The sequence below is a fragment of the Pseudarthrobacter sp. PvP090 genome (genome assembly GCF_040547365.1).
Classification (GTDB): Bacteria; Actinomycetota; Actinomycetes; order Actinomycetales; family Micrococcaceae; genus Arthrobacter.
Genome location: NZ_JBEPPO010000029.1, coordinates 1 through 1,709 on the forward strand (window position 1 = coordinate 1; position 1,709 = coordinate 1,709).

Annotated in this window: 2 protein-coding genes; both read right to left on the reverse strand. The window is 63.6% G+C overall.

Annotated features, from left to right (window positions below; all coding sequences use genetic code 11):
* Positions 1–1,355, reverse strand: a 1,355-nt coding sequence (locus ABIC21_RS19275; RefSeq protein WP_354351981.1) for a M12 family metallo-peptidase, incomplete at its 3' end; no start/stop codon positions are given.
* A 229-nt stretch (positions 1,356–1,584) separates the two neighbouring features.
* Positions 1,585–1,709 (reverse strand): hypothetical protein (locus tag ABIC21_RS19280; protein WP_354351982.1); only part of this gene is annotated, 125 nt, incomplete at its 5' end.

Genomic DNA, 1,709 nt, shown 5'->3' on the forward strand with positions numbered 1-1,709 from the left:
ATGACCACGCCCTTGGCAAACCCCTGGAAACAGCCCCCGCCACGCAGGCCACACGTGATCCCCGACGTCGCAGAACCCATCACCGACGACGACGAGGTCAGCTCCGCAATCGCCTTCACGGCGGCAGCCGGAGTCGACTCGACGGTCACACTCGCAGCGCTGTCGGAGATCCAGTTGACGGTGACGCTGGTCCCGGCGTGGGTAGTGAAGGTCTGGCCTGCCTGCCAGGCGTGGTTCGCGCTGTAGTAACCGGCAAAGCGTCGTGTATTGGGCATCAGGACCAGGGAACCCGACCCGAACTGTTGAACGATCTTGACTCCGCGGTTGCCATTGATTGCTGTCGTTCTGTCGAAGCCAACAGGGAGTCGAAGCTCCAGATAATAGATTTCCCCGCTCCTCGGGTCAGTGAACTTAAGGGCGCGGTTGTCCGCTTGCCCTGCCCACGCCGTGAGCCGATAGGTGTTGCTGGTGCTGGCCTTTCCGACGTTCAATATCTCGCGTCCCGTGCCGAAACCGCCGAAGTCCCACAACGGCGAGCTGATTGTTGGTTGTGTGGTCTGTGACACGCCCATGAGGTCCATGGTGTCGCCGTATTCTCGGACCCTGCAGGTCGAGTCGGTGAAGGAGCCGTCCGCCCTCGTCGCGACGTCCTGGCGGCCGCTGCCGCACTCGAGGCTGTTGGCGTGCATGAGACCCAGCACGTGGCCGAACTCGTGCGTTAGGACGCTTCTGGTCAAGGACGCGGGCTGCGGCATGATGACGCGCCCGCTGGTGCCGTTGTAGCTCCACCCGGCGCCGTAGGCGCCGTTGGAGAGCGTCGGGGAGGACACGAATACCACTAGGGCGGTATACGGACTGGCGACCCATCCAAGTTCGTTGGTGATTGTGTTCATCATGTCCGGGTAGCTCTGCTGCGACGAGGCCTTGCGGCTGGTGAACGTTTCGGTGCTGGCCACGCTCATTGAAAGCCTGCCGTTCGACATGCGTTCCCAGTAATTGCTGGTGGCCCGGATGGCCGAGACAGCCGAGTCCATCGAAATAGCGGCCTTCACGTCAGTCAGTTGGACGGTCACGAGCCGCACCTTGATGACGCCGGACCGGGCAAGGGAGTAGGCCTCTGTGCTTAGTGCGCGTGTCGCCGCGCCCTTGGCGCCCTGCGCAGGCGGGGTTTGGAACGTGTGGACGGATGTGGGTGCGCCGCCGGTCTGCTCAACAGCCGGCGGTTCAGGCGTGGTCGCTTCAGCGACCGGCGGAACGGCGATCGCCGTCGCCGGCGCAGCCGCGAGTCCCGTCAATGTTGCCGCAGCGAGGAGCGCCGCACAGAGATGCGTTGCCAACATCCGTTTGATTTTCATCGTTTCCTTGAGAGTACGCGGGGCCGCGAGCGGTACTTGGCGGTTCCCCCGGAGCGGCCGGGAAATCAAAGTAGTTTAGGGACTGGATTTCCGCCGGTCCGCTGAATAGGGGTGAACTTGCCAATCCCTTGAGGATCGGGATCTATTCGTGCGCTTATGGTGCGGCAATCCAGCGGGTTGGGCCGGTGGCGGGCGGTGGGTCGTGGGGGCGGCGGCGAGCCGGCGGGACCTACCCGATATAGGCGCCGCGTGAGGGTGTCCAGGTGATTTTTCCGCCGGTGAAGGTTTGGGTGCAGGTGGTGTTGGTGGTGGTGCAGTTTTGGGCGCTGGTGGGGTAGCCGAGGGGGCCGTTTT